This window comes from Actinoallomurus spadix, assembly GCF_024055725.1.
Taxonomy (GTDB): Bacteria; Actinomycetota; Actinomycetes; order Streptosporangiales; family Streptosporangiaceae; genus Actinoallomurus; species Actinoallomurus spadix.
Map to the genome: position 1 here is coordinate 251439 of NZ_JAMXMX010000003.1, position 16283 is coordinate 267721.

The following is a 16283-nucleotide window of genomic DNA, read 5'->3' on the forward strand; positions in this document are numbered from 1 at the left end:
GCTCAGCGCCGTGGCCGTGGCCGAGGCCGGGGTCGGGGCCGGGGTCGGGGCCGGGGCCGGGACTGGAACGAACCCGGGCAGGGACGGAGCGGACCGGGTGGTCGGGGCAGGGCCGAAGGCGGGCCACGGCTGGTCACGGCCCGGTCGGTGCGGAATGATGCTCGCGTGGACCTTCCCGACAAGCCCGCGGCGGTTGACCCGGAGCTGATGCGCGCTTCCGACGCCGACCGTGACCGGATCGCCGACCAGCTGCGCGAGGCGCTCGCCGAAGGCCGGCTCACGGCGGAGGAGCACGCCGAACGCCTCGACACGGTGTACCAGGCCAAGACGTACGCCGAGCTCGCACCGGTCGTCGCGGATCTCCCGGGCGCCGGTGGTACGCCCGCGGCGCCGCGGATGGCGCGCGACGACCTGCCGGCCCCCTCGGCCGGCTCGCCGAACCTGGTGGCGATCCTGAGCGGCGCCGAGCGCAAGGGCCGCTGGCTGGTCGAGCCGCACACCAACGTCGTCACCGTGCTCGGCGGTGTAGAGCTCGATCTCCGCCAGGCCGTGCTGGCTCAGCGCGAGGTCACCATCAACATCACCGCAGTCCTCGGCGGTGTCTCGATCACCATTCCGCCGGGCGTGCGCGTGCTGAACTCCGTGACCTCCGTGATGGGTGGCTGCTCGCTGCCGTCCGATGACACGGTAGGTCCGGACGCGCCGGTGATCCGGCTGACGGGGATGACGTTGCTCGGCGGGATCGACGTCAAACGGCTGAGCGCGGATTCGACCACGGATACGGCGGCGGTGGCCGGCGGCCGCGATTTTCACGCGCGGCAGCGGAGCCTGCACCGCGAATTCCGGGACAAGCAGCGCGCGGTGCACCGAGAGTTCCGTGACCAGCAGCGGGAGCTGCGCCGGCAACGGCGCGCCCGCTGAACGGCCGCCCCAGGACTTCGCCGTCTCCAGCCGCCCCGCCCCGCGAACACTGTCGCGAACCGCGCGACGAGTCTCTGACCGGGCCGCCGCGGTGGTCACTTGGCCGTCGGCGTTGACGGGTCGATGACCGGTTCGCCATCTCTGGTACGTCAACGCCGACGCCAAGGCGGCTAAGGCCTGTCGGATGGGCGAGAAGGCGCGGAGCCCGGGCGGCACGACCATGTGGCCAGGTGCCTCAGGGGGCTTCCCGCAGCCGCGTCGTTGGCGTGGATGGGGTGGCGTCGGACGGGCGGCCGCCACCCACGGGGTCGTCGGTCCCCGCGAGAAGGGCCCGGCCGCCGGTGGCCGGGCCCCGTGACGCGCGGTACGGCGCGTGTCAGTCGTCGTCGGGCTGGCAGACCAGGCAGGGGGTGCAGCCGCGCTCCCGTGCCGCCTCGCGCGACAGGCTCTCCAGGTCGTCGGCGTCGTCGGCGATGTCCTCGATCAGCGCGCAGTCGGACCGGTGGTACCGCTTGGTCCCGCTCAGGATGCGCACCGTCGGGCCGCCGGCGGCCTCGACGCCGTCGGATTCGTCCGCGGACTCGGCCGTCGCCTTCTCCACGGCGTCGGCGGCCTCCGCCCTCTCCTCGACCTTCTCGGCCTTGTCGGTCTCCTCGTCCGTGGCGGCTTCCGGCGCCTGCTCCGCGGGCTCGGCGGGCGCCAACTCCGTGTGCTGGGCGGTCTGCGCCGGGGTGGAGTCGCCCGCAGGCTCCTCGCCGGTGGCCTCCTCGCCGGTGGCCTCCTCGCCGGTGGCCTCCTCGCCGGTGGCCTCCTCGGCGACGGTGGAGTCGTCGGCGGGCTCGTCGTGCTCATCGGACGCGGCGGCATCGGACTCGGACTCGTCCGCCTCCGGCGCGGACTCGGTCATCGCGCTGTCGTCCGTCTCCGTGGGCGGCGCCTCGGCGTCCGCCGGCTCTGCGTCAGGCGTGTCCGCGTCGGCCGGCGCGACGTCCGCCGGCTCGTCGTCCACCGGCTCGTCGTCCACCGGCTCCGCGTCTCGCGTCTCGGCGTCCGTGTGCTCGGTCTCGCGGGTGTCCGTGGTCTCGCGGTCCGCGGCCTCGGGCTCTGCGGTCTCCCCCTCGGGGGTTCCGGGCCGAGGCACCTCACGTGTCACCGCGACCACGTCCGCAGCCTCGTCGGCGCCGTCGTGAGCGTCGTCCCGGGGCTCCGACGCCTCGGACTCGTCCGTGGATCGGGCCACGCCGGGCTCGTCGTCGCGGTGGGCGGCGTCCGCCGAGCCGGTGGTGCGGGTCTCGGCCGTCGCCGAGCCGGCCGCGGTCTCTTCGGCCGTGCCCGCCGCGGTCGTGTCCTCGGGGGTGGTCTCCGCGCGGTCCAGGGGCTCGAACAGGGACCGGCTGCGCCGCCTCGAACGCTCGGCGGGCGGTTCCTCCGTGACGTCGGCGGTGGTGCGCTCCGCGTCGGACGGTGGGGTGGTCGCGGACTCCGCGTCGCGGACGTCCTCGTCCACGGACCGGGGCGCCTCGGTCTCGTCGGTGGTGGCCCGGGCGGCCGTGAGGCCGTCGCGCTCTTCGGCGGACGGCGGCTCGGAGGCGGGCAGTGCTCGGGTGACCGGGATGTCGGTCCGGGTGACGTCCACCGGCTCGGCGGGCGGGCTCTGCGGCCTGGTGTCGGCGGCCGTGGCGATGTCCGCCGACCGCTGCTCGGCGGTGTCGGTGAGGGCGGCACGCGCCGCGAGCGCGGTGTCGGGCAGGCAGGCGGTGCAGGGCGTGAAGCCCTCCTCCCGCGCCTCGACGAAGGTCAGCTCCTCCTTGTCGCGGCCCGCGAGCTGACGGCAGGTCTCAAGGTGGTAGCGCTTGCGGCCGGGGACGACGTAGACGGTGGTCTCGTCGGGGACGTCGGCCGGGGAGGCGGACGTCGCCGGAATGATCGCCGCGTCGTCTCCCGCGCCGACCCGCGCCTTGGCCTTGACCGGCCTGGCGGTCGTCGTCCGGCCGGCGGACGCCTTGGCGTTCGCCGGGGCCGTGGTGGTGCCGAAGAGCTCCTTGCGCCGGAGGAACACCCCGACGGCGAGGAAGAGAGCGGAGACGATGCTGACCCCGATCGAGACGTAGATCAGCTTCAACCCGTCAAGACCGAGAATCTCATGCCCGGTGTTGCCCGTGACAATGCCCGTCACAAGAAGAGCGATCGCCAGGACGACGAGCACGCCACTCAGGATGATCACACAGGTCTCCCTCTACCAACCGTCGTACCGGAGATGCGCAGCAACGCTAGCGCAACTTCGGCCGGTTCGGCCGCCTCCAACCCGCTACCACTTGGTTTCGGAAAAGACCGTCACCACGACGGTCGTCCGAAACCGGGTGCCTTAGCTCAGCGCCGGTCGTGCGGGTTGTCGGCGGTGTGGAAGCTCCCGGTGGCGCCGTGCTGAGCGTGCTGCGGCTCGGCCTGCGGCGGCTGCTGCGGGAAGGGGTTCGCACCGGTGTTGCCCGGGCCGACGCTCGGCTGGCCGTTGCGCTGCATCTCCGGGTGCGGCGGCGGAGGGGCGACGGCGGGCTGTGCCGGCTGGGGACCCGTGTTGCCCGGTCCACCGAACGGCCCGGCGTGGCTGCCGGCCTCCAGCTCGCGCAGCTGACCCTCGAGATAGGCCTTGAGGCGGCTGCGGTACTCGCGCTCGAAGAGGTTCAGGTCCTCGACCATGCGCTCGAGCTCCTCGCGCTGCTGGACGAGGGAGCCCATGGCCTGGCGGTGGCGCTCCTGCGCGTCCCGCTCGAGCGACTCGGCGCGGGCGCGGGCCTCGCTGACGATCTGCTCGGACTGCCGGCGGGCCTTCCCGAGGATCTCCTCGGCCTCACGCCGGGCACGCCCCAGCGTCTCGTCGGCCTCGCGGCGGGCGTCGGCGATCGCCTGGTCGGCGGTCTGCTGCGCCAGGGCGAGCACGCGGGCGGCCGTGTCCATGTTGTCCTCGCCGGGCGTGGCCATCGGCGGGGGCGGCGGGGGCGCCTGCGGGGCGGGAGGCATGCCGAGACCGCCCATCATCGGCTCCAGCTCCGGCTTCGGCTCCGGCGGTTTGGGCGGCTCGGGCAGATGCGCGATCTCCGGCTTGGGTTCGACGATCGGAGCGGCCATCGCCGGCACCTTGCCGCGGAGGCATTCGGCCAGCTTGGCGCGCAGCTCCTCGTTCTCCTGGATGAGCCGGTCGAGCTCGGCCTCGACCTCGTCGAGGAACGCGTCGACCTCCTCTTCGTCGTAGCCCGGCCGGAGCCGGGTTGTACTGAACTGCTTGTTCCGCACATCCGCGGGTGTCAGCGGCATCTGGTCTCCTTGGCGCGCTTGGAGTCTGTCCCCGAACGGACGGTACCCGATCAGAGCGGCTGGACAATGATGATCAAGAACCAGACCACGAAGAAGAGAACCGTGAAGCTCAGGTCGAGTGCAACGTTACCCAGCCGAACGGACGGTATGAAACGGCGTAGGAGCTTGAGAGGTGGGTCGGTGACGGTGTATGTGGCCTCCGCCAGCACCAGTACCACTCCTCTGGGCCTCCACGACCGGGCGAACGCCTGAAGCGTCTCGAAGACCATCCTGCCGATGAGGAAGAGCAGGAAGAGGTACAGCGGGATGCTCAGGTAATTTCCAAGGTTCACGAACACTCTCGCTTGTGGCTGTCAGCTCTGATTGAAGAACCCTCGTTCTGCCATACGGGCCTTGTCCTCGGCGGTCACCTCGACGTTGGCTGGGGACAACAGGAACACCTTGTTCGTAACACGCTCGATGCTTCCGTGCAGGCCGAATATGAGACCAGCAGCGAAGTCGACGAGACGCTTCGCGTCGCTGTCGACCATCTCGGTGAGGTTCATGATCACCGGGGTGCCCTCCCGGAAGTGCTCGCCGATCGTGCGGGCCTCGTTGTAGGTCCTGGGGTGAAGCGTAGTGATACGAGCGAGGTCGGACACGGCGGACTCCCCAACTGGGGGGCGCCGCTCGGGCCCGAACGGCTTCTGCTCCTCCACGGCGGGCGCCTGGACTCCGGTAGGCTGCGCGGCGGAATCGTCGGACCCGCCGCGCTCGCCCCGACGCCGCTCGACGGCCTCGTCGTCGTAGACGTCGTAGTCATCGTAATCGTCGTCGTAGCGGTCGTCCTCCACGAGGCCGAGGTAGACCGCCATCTTGCGCATCGCGCTGGCCATACGCCCCCTCCGTCGTCCGCCGACAGGAGATCCCTGCGGGAAGCTTCCGCTAGCTGATCGGTTACGTTTGAGCGCGGACGCCAAGGTCCACGCTGGGGACATTACCTGACGATTGCCCGTCGTCCTCCGAGCAACGCCGTACCGACTCGGACGTGTGTCGCACCACACGCGATCGCTTCTTCCAAATCGCCGCTCATCCCGGCAGAAATCATGCTTGCTCCCGGGTGAACGGCCCGTAGCGCGGCGGCGACCTCCGCCAGCCGGCCGAACGCCGCCGCCGGGTCGCCGCCCAGCGGCGCCACGGCCATGACGCCCCCGAGGGTGAGGCCGGGAGCGGAGGCGATCGCGTCGGCCAGCGCAGGCACGCCGCCAGGCCGGACGCCGCCCCGCCCCTCGGCGTCGTCGAGCGCCACCTGGACGAGACAGCGGAGCGACCGGTTCGTCCCCGTCGCCGCGCGGGACAGCGCCGTCACGAGGCGCTCGCGATCGACGGAGTGGACCACGTCGGAGTAGGAGGCCACCGAGCGGGCCTTGTTCGTCTGCAACTGCCCGACGAAGTGCCACGTGAGCGGCAGGTCACGGCACTCGGCGGCCTTGGCCGACGCCTCCTGGTCGCGGTTCTCCGCGACGTCGGTGACGCCCAGCCCGGCCAGCAGGCGCACGTCCGAGGCGGGGAAGGTCTTCGTCACCGCGATCAGGGTGACCTCGGCGGCGGAGCGGCCGACCGCGGCGCACGCCTTGGCGACACGTTCACGGACGGCCGCGAGGTTGGCGGCCAGGTGCTCTTCGCGGTCGGTCATCACTGGTCGCGCATCACTGGCTGGGCATCGTTACTTCAGGAAGTCCGGGACGTCCAGGTCGTCGTCCTCGTCGAAGACGACGGGGCGGCGGCGGACCGGGTCGGTGCCGAGGCGCGCCGCGGTCGGCTCGTTGGCCGGCCGCGGCACCTTAGGGCGGACCGCGGACTCGCCGGAGACCGGACGCGGCGGCGTGGGCCCGCCGTCGGCCGTGCTCTCCGCCGGCTTGTCGGCCACCGGCTCGGGCTTGGTGTCCGCCGGCTTGGGCGGCTCGGCCTTCGGCTGGTCCTGCTTCGCCTCGACCGGCTTGCCGTCCACCCCCGGCAGCGGGCCCGGCTCCCGGTGCGGGGCGGGTACGGGTGCGGGTACGGCGGAGACCCTCGGCGGCGCGGGTGGTGGCGCGGCGGGCGGGGTCACCGGGCGGGGCGGCGTCACGGGCGGGGTCGCCACGGCCGGCCGGCTCGGGGACAGGCGCTTCGGCTCCGCCTGGGGGGCCGGAGCGTGTTGCGGCCGGATCTCGTCGAAGCCCGCGGCGATCACCGTCACACGGACCTCGTCGCCCAGCGCGTCGTCGATGACGGCGCCGAAGATGATGTTCGCGTCGGGCGCGGCCGCGTTGGACACGAGCTGCGCCGCCTCGTTGATCTCGAAGAGGCCGAGATCGGACCCGCCGGAGATCGACAGCAGGACGCCGTGGGCGCCGTCGATGCTGGCCTCCAGCAGCGGGCTGGAGATCGCCATCTCGGCGGCGGCGACCGATCGGTCGTCCCCGCGTGCGGACCCGATGCCCATGAGCGCGGATCCGGCCCCGGACATCACCGACTTGACGTCGGCGAAGTCGAGGTTGATCAGACCCGGTGTGGTGATCAGGTCGGTGATGCCCTGAACACCGGAGAGGAGCACCTGGTCGGCCGCCTTGAAGGCGTCCAGGACGCTCACCTGGCGATCGGAGATCGACAGCAGCCGGTCGTTCGGGATGACGATGAGCGTGTCGACCTCGTCGCGGAGCGTCTCGATGCCGGCCTCGGCCTGCATGGCACGCCGCTTGCCCTCGAAGCTGAAGGGGCGGGTGACCACGCCGATCGTCAGTGCGCCCAGCGACCGGGCGATGTTGGCGACCACCGGAGCGCCTCCGGTGCCGGTGCCACCACCCTCTCCGGCGGTCACGAAGACCATGTCGGCCCCCTTGAGGACCTCCTCGATCTCCTCACGGTGGTCCTCGGCCGCCTTGCGCCCGACGTCGGGGTTGGCGCCCGCGCCGAGACCACGGGTGAGTTCACGGCCGACGTCGAGCTTGACGTCGGCGTCGCTCATCAGCAGCGCTTGGGCGTCCGTGTTGATCGCGATGAACTCGACACCCTTGAGCCCCTCTTCGATCATCCGGTTGACGGCGTTGACGCCGCCGCCGCCGATGCCGACGACCTTGATGACCGCCAGGTAATTCTGCGGTGCTGCCACGACGAGGGGCCCTTCCGCTCGCTCTATCGAACCGGCCGGCGTATCACCGCTCCGGTGTTTCTTACTGAATTCACTTACGTTGGCGGGCCGGAACCCTCACCCTCAAGTTGAGACTTAGAGTTATGTCAACCTAGGGCTGATACGGACAGTAGGGGCGCCCCACTGCAGGGTCAACTAACCCGGCCCTGAGCACACCGGCGTGTCGCGACACCCCAGTCGTCCCATTTGATCCGATCCGGTGCGCGCCGGTCCCACCGGCCGCGCAAGGACAAGTGTCCCGCGCCCGACGATCGTTCGCCACTTGCGGGCACCGGTGTGCGCGGCCTCCCCCTCCGGCCCGGACCGCCGCGACCGCGACGCCCCGGCCGGAACCACGACACGGCGTCGCGGCTACTTCGTGGTGACGACCTCCGGCGAGCTGACGTCGATCGTCTTGACCCCGCGCCGCGGCGACGCGGTCAGAAGACCGTGCAGCAGCCGGATCTTCTCCGGCCCGCGCTCCGCGGCGCCCCACACGATGGTGACGCCGTCCGCCAGCCGCAGGCTCACCGCCTCGGTCGACGGGACGTCCACGCCGGCCACCCGACGGCCGAGCCAGGAGGGCAGGCCGCGTACGACGGACAGCCCGGCCCGCAGCGCGGGATCGCTCTGCGTGGGATTCGCCACACTTAGGACCGGAAGCCCGCGTGGACGCGCGGCGGACGCGACGACGGTCACGCCGTACCGGTCGATCTGGAGGTACCGGTTGTCGTGCTGGGCGACGACGATCGGCGTGCGCTCCCGTACGACGATCCGGACCGTGGTCGGCCACCGGCGTTCGACGCGGGCGGTCTCCACGGCCTGCACCGACTCGACGCGGTCGCGTACGACGCCGGTGTCGAGTCTGGCCAGGGGCTCGCCCAGGCGGACCCGTGCCGCGGCGAGCACCTCGTCGCGGGAGACGAGCCGCTCGCCCGTCACGTCGATCCGCCGGACGACGAGCAGCCGCGACCCGAGCAGGACCCAGGTCGCCGTGCCGAGGACCCCCGCCACGAAGAGCCCGACGAACAGGACCTTCCACCGGTTGGGACGACGGCGGGCGGGCCGGGCCGGCGGGTCCGCGTCAGGAGCACCGGGATTCGTCTCCACGGTGCCCGGCACGCCCTCGCCATCCATCGTCACGCCTCCTCACGCGTTCCGCGGCACCCGCGCGACCGGGCGGGAGCGCCGCTCCGGACGGGCCGGCCGCTCAGGCGCCGAGCAGCCGGAGGATCTCCGGGCCGAGCCTGGTCACGTCGCCGGCGCCCATCGTGATGATGACGTCCCCGGGGACGGCCATGGCCGCGACACGCCCGGCGACCGCGCTTTCGTCGGGCTCGTACGTCACCCGTCCGTGCGGGACGGCCTTGGCGACCAGCTCCCCCGTCACGCCCGGGATCGGGTCCTCGCGCGCCGGGTAGACGTCGAGGACGACCGCCTCGTCCGCGAGCCCGAGCGCGGCGCCGAACTCGGTGGCGAAGAACCTGGTGCGGCTGAACAGGTGCGGCTGGAAGACCGCGACGATGCGGCCGCCGCCGAGCTCCTCGGCGTAGTCGCGGGTGGCCCGCAGGTCGGCGGCGAGCTCGGTCGGGTGGTGGGCGTAACTGTCGAACACCCTGACGCCGCCGATCTCGCCCTTCGGCTCCAGGCGCCGGCGCGCTCCGCCGAAGGCGGCCAGGCCCTCGGCGACGGCGCCGGCGTCGACGCCCAGCTCGACGGCAACGGCGTACGCGGCGGCGGCGTTCTGGGCGTTGTGGCGGCCGGGGACGGCCAGTGTGAGCTCCCGCCCCGCCACCGTGAACCGTGAGCCCAGCCCGCGCGGCGCGTAGCCCTCGACGCGGTAGTCGGCGCCGGGCGCCTCGCCGTACGTGCGGACGGTGAGCCCGCGCCGCGCGCCGGTCTCGCCCAGCTCAAGCGCCCCGGGGTCGTCGGCGCAGACGACGAGCAGGCCGCCCGGCTCGATCCGCCCGACGAAGTCGGCGAAGGTCTTCTTGACCTGCTCGAAGCCGCCGTAGTTGTCGAGGTGGTCGGCCTCGACGTTGGTGACGATCGCGGCGTGCGGCGTGAACATCAGGAACGACCCGTCGCTCTCGTCGGCCTCCGCGACGAACAGGTCGCCGGAGCCCTCACCGGCGTTCAGGCCGGTGGTGACGAGCTGGCCGCCGATGCAGTACGACGGGTCGGCGCCGGCGTGCTGCAGGGCGACGGTCAGCATCGAGGTGGTCGTGGTCTTGCCGTGCGTGCCGGCCACGGCAACGCTGCGGCGGCCCGCCATCAGCGACGCCAGCGCCGCCGCGCGGTGCAGGACGCGCAGCCCCCGCGCACGGGCGGCTGCCAGCTCCGGGTTGGTCTCGCGGATGGCGGTCGAGACGACGACCGTCGCGGCGTCGCCGACGTGCTCGGCGGCGTGCCCGACGTACGTCGCCGCGCCGGACTCGCGCAGCTCGCGCAGCAGGTCGGAGTCCTTGGCGTCGCTGCCGGAGACCGCGATGCCGCGGCCGAGCATGATGCGCGCGATCCCGGACATGCCCGCTCCGCCGACGCCGACGAAGTGCACCTTGCCCAGCCGGTCGGCGGGGACGATCTCGACGGGTTCGACGAGGCTCACGGGGTGGGTCCTTCCGCGACGACACGGGCGACGAGGCGGGCCAGGGCGATGTCGGCGTCGCGGCGGCCCATGCGCGCCGCGGCCTCGGACATCATCGCGACCCGCTCGGCGTCGCCGAGGATGGGCAGGACGTTCGCGCGGATCCAGTCGGCGGTCAGCTCACTGTCCTCGATGAGCAGGCCACCGCCGCCGCGGACGATCGGCTCGGCGTTCAGCCGCTGCTCGCCGTTGCCGATCGGGAGCGGGACGTACGCCGCGGGCAGCCCGACCGCGGTCAGCTCGGCGCAGGTGATGGCGCCGGCCCGGCACATGGCGAAGTCGGCGGCGGCGTACGCGAGATCCATCCGGTCGCAGTACGGCAGCATGATGTACGCCGGGTCGTCGGGGGTGAACTCCGGCTCGGCGAGGTTCTTCGGGCCGACGATGTGCAGGATCTGGATGCCGGCGGCGCGCAGCTGCGGGACGGCCTCGCCGACCGCCCGGTTGAGGGAGCGGGCGCCCTGGGAGCCGCCGAACACCAGCAGCGTCGGCAGGTCCGAGCGCAGGCCGAAGTGGGCCCGCGCCTTGTCGCCCATGCCGAGGCGGTTCAGGGTGGAGATCTCACGGCGCAGTGGGATGCCGATCACCTCGGCGTGCGGCAGCGGCGTGTCGGGCGCGGCCACCGCGACGTGGTCGGTGAAGCGCGCGCCGAGGCGGTTGGCCAGGCCCGGCCGCGGGTTCGCCTCGTGCACGACGATCGGGATCTTGCGGCGGCGCGCGGCGAGGTAACCGGGGGTCGCGACGTAACCGCCGAAACCGACCAGCACCTCGGCCTGGGTGCGGTCGAGGATGGCCGCGGCGGCGTTGATCGCGCCGGCGAGCCGGCCGGGCACGGTCAGCAGCCGGGGGGTGAGCGTCCGCGGCAGCGGGACCGGCGGGATCATCGCGAGCTCGTAGCCTCGCTGGGGCACGATGCGGGACTCCAGGCCCCGCTCGGTGCCAAGACAGGTCACCTGAACGCCGGGGTGCTCCCGGCGCAACGCGTCGGCGAGGGCCAGGGCGGGTTCGATATGTCCGGCTGTGCCGCCACCGGCCAGGACAACCCTCATGCTCGCGCTCCTGCTCTAATCGACTCGCTCCGTCACGGGTGCAACACCCTCAGCGCTTTGCCAGGCCCAGCCAGCTTAGAGCCATTACGGCCGGTCCCGGACCACGTGCGGCGAGGGCCTGCCGGGCGCCGGGCTCGCGCTTGGCGAACGACAGCAGCATGCCCAGCACGAACAAGGTCGGGATGAGGGCGGACCCACCGTACGACACCAGAGGCAGCGGAATGCCGGTAATGGGGAGTACGCCGATCACCGCGCCGATGTTGATGATGGCCTGGCCGATCAGCCAGGCGGTCGCGCCGGACGCGGCGAGCCGCATGAACGGGTCCTTGACCCGCCGGGCGATCCGCAGGCCGGCGTACGCGAGCACACCGAACAGGCCCAGGACGACGAGCGTGCCGATCAGGCCGAGCTCCTCGCCGATGATGGCGAAGATGAAGTCGGTCTCGGGGTGCGGCAGGTAGTTCCACTTCGCCCGGCCCTCGCCGAGCCCGGTGCCGAGCACGCCGCCCGAGGCGATGGCGTACAGCCCCTGGATGCCCTGGTAATTGGTGCTGAGCTGGTTGCCTGACTGGTCGAGGAACCCGGTCAGCCGCGCCAGGCGGTACGGCTCGACGAGGATGAGGATGGAGACCAGCACGCCCGTGAGGCCGGCCATGCCGACGAAGAGCCGGCCCGGTGCTCCCACGACCCACATGAGCGACAGGAAGATGATCAGCAGGACGATGGTCGTGCCGAGGTCGCTGCCGAGCATGATGAACATGACGAGGACGCCCGTGCCCGGCAGCAGCGGGATCAGCAGCTGCCGCCAGTCGGTGAGCTGGCGGAGCCTCTCCTTGCGGGCCAGCAGGTCGGCACCCCACAGGACGAGGGCCAGCTTGGCCGGCTCGGAGGGCTGCAGCTGGAACGGCCCGCCGAAGCTGATCCAGCGCTGCGCTCCGTTGGCGCTCTGCCCCAGGCCCGGGGTGAGCGCGACCGCGAGGGCCAGCGCGGACAGCAGCATCAGCGGGTAGGCCGCCGTGCGGAACGTCTTGGGCGGGAGCCGGGCGGCGATCCACATCAGCGGCAGGCCGATGCCGACCCACAGCGCCTGCTTCTCGAAAAGGGTGAACGCCGACCCGGTGTTCTGGTACTGGCGGACGCTGGAGGCCGACAGCACCATGACCATGCCGAGGGCCAGCAGCAGCAGCGAACTGCCCAGCACCAGGTAGTAGGAGGTGAGCGGGCGGTCGAGCAGGCCGGCGACCCCGGACGCCCACGCGCGCGGCCCCGACCGCGGCTCCTCCTCGTCGCCGTAGGCCACGCTCAACGGTCGGCTCCCCTCCTCATGCGGTCCCCGCGGCCGCGGGGCTCACTCGGCGAGCCGCCCCACGGCCGCCGCGAACGCCTCTCCTCGCGCCGGATACCCGGTGAACATGTCCATGCTGGCCCCCACCGGGGCCAGCAGCACGGTGTCGCCGGGCCGGGCCAGCCGGGCCGCCTCGGTCACGACGCGGTCCATGGCACCAGTGTCGGTGTCGGCGACGTCCACGACCGGGACATCCGGGGCGTGTCGCGCGAGCGCCTCGGCGATCCGGGCGCGGTCCGCGCCCATGAGGACGACACCACGCAGCCGGTCGGCGCACGACTGGACGAGCTCGTCCACCTCGGCGCCCTTGAGGAGCCCGCCGGCGATCCACACGATCGACCGGAAGGCCGCCAGGGACGCGGCCGCGGCGTGCGGGTTGGTGGCCTTGGAATCGTTGACGTAGTCGACGTCGGCGACCGTGGCGACGTGCTCGATCCGGTGCGGGTCGGGCCGGAACCGGCGCAGACCCTCCCGGACCGCCTCCGGCGGCACGCCGTACGCGCGGGCCAGCGCGGCGGCGGCGAGGGCGTTGGCGACGTTGTGCGGGGCGAACGGCCGGACGTCGGCCAGCTCGGCCAGTTCGGCCGCCTCGCGTACCGGGTCGCCGGTGAACGCCCGGTCGACGAGGAGCTCCTCGACGACGCCGAGCCGGCCGGGGCCGGGCACGCCGAGCGTGAAGCCGACGGAGCGCTCGGCGTTCGCCCCGAGGCGTACGGACCACTCGTCGTCGGCGTTGACCACGGCGAGGGTGCCGGGCGCGAAGACCTTGCCCTTGGCGGCGGCGTACTCCTCGAAGGAGCCGTGCCAGTCGATGTGGTCGGGCGCGACGTTGAGGACGGTCGCGGCGAGCGGCCGGATCGAGCTCGACCAGTGCAGCTGGAAGCTGGACAGCTCGACGGCCAGCACGTCGTACGGCTCCGGGGCCGCGCCCTCGCCGCCGGCGACCACCTCGACGATGGGCGTGCCGACGTTGCCGACCGCGATCGTCCGGTGCCCGGCCGCCTCGAGCATCCGCGCCAGCATCCGCACGACGGTGGTCTTGCCGTCGGTGCCGGTGATGGCGAGCCAGGGCGGCGCGTCGGGCCCGCGCAGCCGCCACGCGAGCTCGACCTCGCCGATGACCTCGACCCCGGCCGCGGCGGCGGTCCGCAGCAGCGGGGCGGTGGGGCGCCAGCCGGGCGAGGTGACGACCAGCTCCGTGCCCGGCGGCAGCGTGTCACCGTCGCCCAGGCGCACCGTGACGCCGGGCGCGGCGGCCTTGGCCGACAGCGACTCGTCGTCCCGCGCGTCGACGAGCGTCACCTCGGCGCCGCGCGCGGCCAGGACGCGGGCGGCGGCGCGGCCGGACAGGCCCGCGCCCGCCACGCACACCCGCAGGCCGTTCCAGGCGGTCATCAGTTCGGCATCCATTCGATGTAGAACAGCGACAGGCCCGCCGCCACGCACAGCAGGGAGATCAGCCAGAACCGCACCACGATCGTCGTCTCGGCCCAGCCGGACAGCTCGAAGTGGTGCTGCAGCGGCGCCATCTTGAACACCCGTTTCCGGGTCAGCTTGAACGACCCGACCTGGATGATCACCGACAGCGTGATGAGGACCGGCAGCCCGCCCAGGATGATGAACAGCAGCTCGGTGCGGGTCATCACGGCCAGGCCGACGATCACGCCACCGAGGCCCAGCGAGCCGGTGTCGCCCATGAAGATCCGGGCCGGCGGGGCGTTCCACCACAGGAAGCCGACGAGCGCGCCCAGCACGGCCGCCGCGACGACCGCCAGGTCCAGCGGGTCACGGACCGTGTAGCAGGTCGGCCCCAGCCCGACGTAGAAGCAGCTGTTGCGCAGCTGCCAGTTGCCGATCAGGACGTACGCCCCGAGGACCGTGCCGACCGCGCCGCCCGCGAGGCCGTCCAGGCCGTCGGTGAGGTTCACCGCGTTGGACGTGCCCGCGATCATCAGCAGCGCCCAGATCACGAAGAGGTACGGGCCGACCGGCGGACCGAAGTCGCGCAGGAACGACAGGTGCACCGTGGCCGGCCTGGCGCCGTAGGCGTTCGGGAAGCGCAGCGACAGCAGCGCGAAGATCACGCCGACGATGATGATGCCGATCATCTTGGCGCCGCTGCGCAGGCCCAGGCTGCGCTGCTTGAAGACCTTGATGTAGTCGTCGACGAACCCGACCATGCCCAGGCCGGTCATCAGGAACAGCACCAGCGCCCCGGACACCGTCGGCTGGGTCCCCGTCGCCACGTGGGCGACGAAGTAGCCGATCAGCGACCCGATGATGAACACGGTGCCGCCCATGGTCGGAGTTCCCCGCTTGCTGAGGTGCGCCTCGGGCCCCTCCTCGCGGATCATCTGGCCGTACCCGAGACGGCGGACCACGCGGATCCACACCGGCGTGCCGAGCAGCCCGATGATCAGAGAGAGGGCCGACGCGACCAGGATGGTCCTCACGCCTCGTGCCCCCCTTCGGGCATCTCCAGCACTGCCTGGGCGACCTTCTCCAGCCCGGCGACGCGCGAGCCCTTCACCAGCACGACGTCACCCGGCCGCAGTCTCTCGCCCAGCGCGGCCACCGCCGCGTCGGCATCCTCGACCCGCACGCCTTCTCCCGTCCATGACCCCACTTGTCCAGCACCCTTCAACACGGACGCGGCGGTCTCGCCGACGGCGATCAGGCCCGTCAGGCCGCCCCGCGCCGCGTGGGTACCGATCCTCTCGTGCTCACTCACCGTCGTCGCACCCAGCTCCGCCATTTCGCCGAGCACGGCGAAAGCCCGCCGGTCACGGGCCATGTGGACCAGCGTGTCGAGCGCGGAGCGTACCGACTCGGGGTTGGCGTTGTACGCGTCGTTGATGACGGTCACGCCGTCGGGCCGCTCGGTGACCTCCATCCGCCAGCGGCTGGCCGGCGTCGCCGCCGACAGCACCTCGGCGATGTCGGCGGCCGGCATGCCCAGCTCGTGCGCGACAGCGGCGGCGGCGAGCGCGTTGCCCACCGTGTGCGCGCCGTACAGCCGGAGCGCGACCGCGGCCGAGCCCCGGGGGGTGACCAGGGTGAAGCGCGGCCGGCCGGCGTCGTCGAGGGACTCGTCCACGGCGCGGACGTCCGCCTCCGGCACCCGGCCGAACAGCGTGATCCGCGCCGGGGTGCGCGCGGCCATCGCCCGTACGAGGGGGTCGTCGGCGTTGAGCACGGCCACCCCCCGCGGGGTCAGCGCCTCCACCATCTCGCCCTTGGCCTTCGCGACGACCTCGCGGCTGCCGAACTCCCCGATGTGCGCGCTGCCGACGTTCAGCACGACGCCGATGTCGGGGCGCGCGACGCGCGCGAGGTGGGCGATGTGCCCGAGCCCGCGGGCGCCCATCTCCAGCACGAGGTAGCGCGTGCCCTCGTCGGCGCGCAGCACGGTGAGCGGATGGCCGATCTCGTTGTTGAACGATCCGGGCGGCGCGACGGACGGCCCGAGCCGGCCGGTGAGCCGCGCGAGGAGGTCCTTGGTGGAGGTCTTGCCCGCCGACCCGGTGACGCCGATCACGGTGGTCTCGGGCAGCCGCTCCACGACCGCGCGGGCGAGCGCGCTGAGGGCGGTCTGGACGTCGTCGACGACGACCGCGGGCACGCCGACCGGCCGCTCGGCGAGCACGGCCGCCGCGCCGGCCTCCACCGCCTGGGCGGCGAAGTCGTGCCCGTCCGCGTGCTCCCCGCGGAACGCGACGAACAGCGCGCCGGGCGCGGCCTGACGTGAGTCGATGACCACGGGTCCGCTCACGACCGTCTCAGGGGACGCACCGTCCATCCTGCCCCGGGTGATCTCCGCGATCCTCGCGAGCGAGAGTGGGATCAAGTCTGCTCCTTGCC

14 protein-coding genes are annotated in these 16283 nt (G+C 72.6%); 1 reads left to right on the top strand and 13 read right to left on the bottom strand.

Features of this window, described 5'->3' with window-relative positions; all coding sequences use genetic code 11:
- The first annotated feature begins 165 nt into the window (after positions 1-165).
- Positions 166-921: a DUF1707 SHOCT-like domain-containing protein gene (locus tag NE235_RS05305; protein WP_308206024.1), complete on the top strand. Its 756-nt coding sequence runs from the start codon at positions 166-168 to the stop codon at positions 919-921.
- Between the two features lie 376 nt (positions 922-1297).
- Here NE235_RS05305 and NE235_RS05310 read toward each other — a convergent pair whose 3' ends face one another.
- From NE235_RS05310 to NE235_RS05370, 13 genes are all read right to left on the bottom strand, one after another.
- Positions 1298-3145 (bottom strand): hypothetical protein, encoded by a 1848-nt coding sequence (locus NE235_RS05310; protein ID WP_252799794.1) that lies wholly within the window; start codon positions 3143-3145, stop codon positions 1298-1300.
- 146 nt (positions 3146-3291) lie between these two features.
- Entirely contained in the window at positions 3292-4233 is a 942-nt protein-coding gene (locus NE235_RS05315; RefSeq protein ID WP_252799795.1) for a DivIVA domain-containing protein, read from the bottom strand.
- Positions 4234-4283: 50 nt separating this feature from the next.
- Complete coding sequence (locus NE235_RS05320) at positions 4284-4565, bottom strand: YggT family protein (protein WP_252783080.1); 282 nt, start codon at positions 4563-4565, stop codon at positions 4284-4286.
- A 21-nt stretch (positions 4566-4586) separates the two neighbouring features.
- On the bottom strand, positions 4587-5108 hold the full coding sequence (locus NE235_RS05325) for a cell division protein SepF (RefSeq protein ID WP_252799796.1): 522 nt from the start codon (positions 5106-5108) through the stop codon (positions 4587-4589).
- Positions 5109-5209: 101 nt separating this feature from the next.
- The gene (locus NE235_RS05330; protein ID WP_252799797.1) at positions 5210-5908 is read right to left on the bottom strand and encodes a YggS family pyridoxal phosphate-dependent enzyme; all 699 of its coding nucleotides are present in this window, start codon (positions 5906-5908) and stop codon (positions 5210-5212) included.
- Positions 5909-5938: 30 nt separating this feature from the next.
- Positions 5939-7363, bottom strand: a complete 1425-nt coding sequence (ftsZ, locus tag NE235_RS05335) for a cell division protein FtsZ (protein WP_252799798.1) — start codon at positions 7361-7363, stop codon at positions 5939-5941.
- Between the two features lie 390 nt (positions 7364-7753).
- Complete coding sequence (locus NE235_RS05340) at positions 7754-8518, bottom strand: cell division protein FtsQ/DivIB (protein WP_252799948.1); 765 nt, start codon at positions 8516-8518, stop codon at positions 7754-7756.
- Between the two features lie 73 nt (positions 8519-8591).
- Positions 8592-9989 carry a UDP-N-acetylmuramate--L-alanine ligase gene (gene murC / locus NE235_RS05345; RefSeq protein ID WP_252799799.1) on the bottom strand — a complete coding sequence of 466 codons (1398 nt, stop codon included), beginning with the start codon at positions 9987-9989 and terminating at the stop codon, positions 8592-8594.
- Positions 9986-11077 (bottom strand): undecaprenyldiphospho-muramoylpentapeptide beta-N-acetylglucosaminyltransferase, encoded by a 1092-nt coding sequence (gene murG, locus NE235_RS05350; protein WP_252799800.1) that lies wholly within the window; start codon positions 11075-11077, stop codon positions 9986-9988. The genes murC and murG overlap by 4 nt, the downstream gene beginning before the upstream one ends.
- A 49-nt stretch (positions 11078-11126) precedes the next feature.
- Positions 11127-12377, bottom strand: coding sequence for a putative lipid II flippase FtsW (gene ftsW / locus NE235_RS05355; RefSeq protein WP_252799949.1), 1251 nt, complete (start codon positions 12375-12377; stop codon positions 11127-11129).
- A 48-nt stretch (positions 12378-12425) separates the two neighbouring features.
- Positions 12426-13832 (bottom strand): UDP-N-acetylmuramoyl-L-alanine--D-glutamate ligase, encoded by a 1407-nt coding sequence (gene murD / locus NE235_RS05360; RefSeq protein WP_252799801.1) that lies wholly within the window; start codon positions 13830-13832, stop codon positions 12426-12428.
- Positions 13817-14875, bottom strand: a complete 1059-nt coding sequence (mraY, locus tag NE235_RS05365; protein WP_252799802.1) for a phospho-N-acetylmuramoyl-pentapeptide-transferase — start codon at positions 14873-14875, stop codon at positions 13817-13819. Before mraY ends, murD begins: the two co-directional genes overlap by 16 nt.
- On the bottom strand, positions 14872-16269 hold the full coding sequence (locus NE235_RS05370) for a UDP-N-acetylmuramoyl-tripeptide--D-alanyl-D-alanine ligase (RefSeq protein WP_252799803.1): 1398 nt from the start codon (positions 16267-16269) through the stop codon (positions 14872-14874). The genes mraY and NE235_RS05370 overlap by 4 nt, the downstream gene beginning before the upstream one ends.
- Between the last annotated feature and the right edge of the window lie 14 nt (positions 16270-16283).

What these genes read in the sequence shown, in the direction of transcription:
- NE235_RS05315 (WP_252799795.1), bottom strand. Translation starts at nt 4,233, where the DNA reads ATGCCGCTGACACCCGCGGATGTGCGGAACAAGCAGTTCAGTACAACC.
- NE235_RS05325 (WP_252799796.1), bottom strand. Translation starts at nt 5,108, where the DNA reads ATGGCCAGCGCGATGCGCAAGATGGCGGTCTACCTCGGCCTCGTGGAG.
- NE235_RS05330 (WP_252799797.1), bottom strand. Translation starts at nt 5,908, where the DNA reads ATGACCGACCGCGAAGAGCACCTGGCCGCCAACCTCGCGGCCGTCCGT.
- NE235_RS05340 (WP_252799948.1), bottom strand. Translation starts at nt 8,518, where the DNA reads ATGGATGGCGAGGGCGTGCCGGGCACCGTGGAGACGAATCCCGGTGCT.
- murG (WP_252799800.1), bottom strand. Translation starts at nt 11,077, where the DNA reads ATGAGGGTTGTCCTGGCCGGTGGCGGCACAGCCGGACATATCGAACCC.
- murD (WP_252799801.1), bottom strand. Translation starts at nt 13,832, where the DNA reads ATGGATGCCGAACTGATGACCGCCTGGAACGGCCTGCGGGTGTGCGTG.